Source organism: Burkholderia sp. Bp9143 (assembly GCF_003853645.1).
Lineage (GTDB): Bacteria > Pseudomonadota > Gammaproteobacteria > Burkholderiales > Burkholderiaceae > Burkholderia.
This window is the reverse complement of the sequence record NZ_QTPO01000188.1, coordinates 1-329: the sequence shown is the minus strand read 5'-3', so window position 1 is coordinate 329 and position 329 is coordinate 1. Positions and strand designations below refer to the sequence as shown.

Below are 329 nucleotides of genomic sequence, written 5' to 3'. Positions count from 1 at the left end.
AACGGCCGCGAAGCATTCGTCGCGGGCGTGAACCCGAAGAAGGCCGGCGAAGATTTCGAAGGCATTCCGATCTACGCGAGCGTCAAGGAAGCGAAGGCGGAAACCGGCGCGACCGTGTCGGTCATCTACGTTCCGCCGGCAGGTGCTGCTGCTGCGATCTGGGAAGCGGTCGAAGCCGACCTCGATCTCGCGATCTGCATCACGGAAGGCATTCCCGTGCGCGACATGATCGAAGTGAAGGACCGCATGCGTCGCGAAGGCCGCAAGACGCTGCTGCTCGGGCCGAACTGCCCGGGCACGATCACGCCGGACGAACTGAAGATCGGCAT

The 329-nt window shown here is 63.5% G+C and carries 1 pseudogene; it reads left to right on the top strand.

Features of this window, described 5'->3' with window-relative positions:
* Positions 1–329: pseudogene (locus DIE23_RS39285) on the top strand (succinate--CoA ligase subunit alpha); the annotation flags it as partial.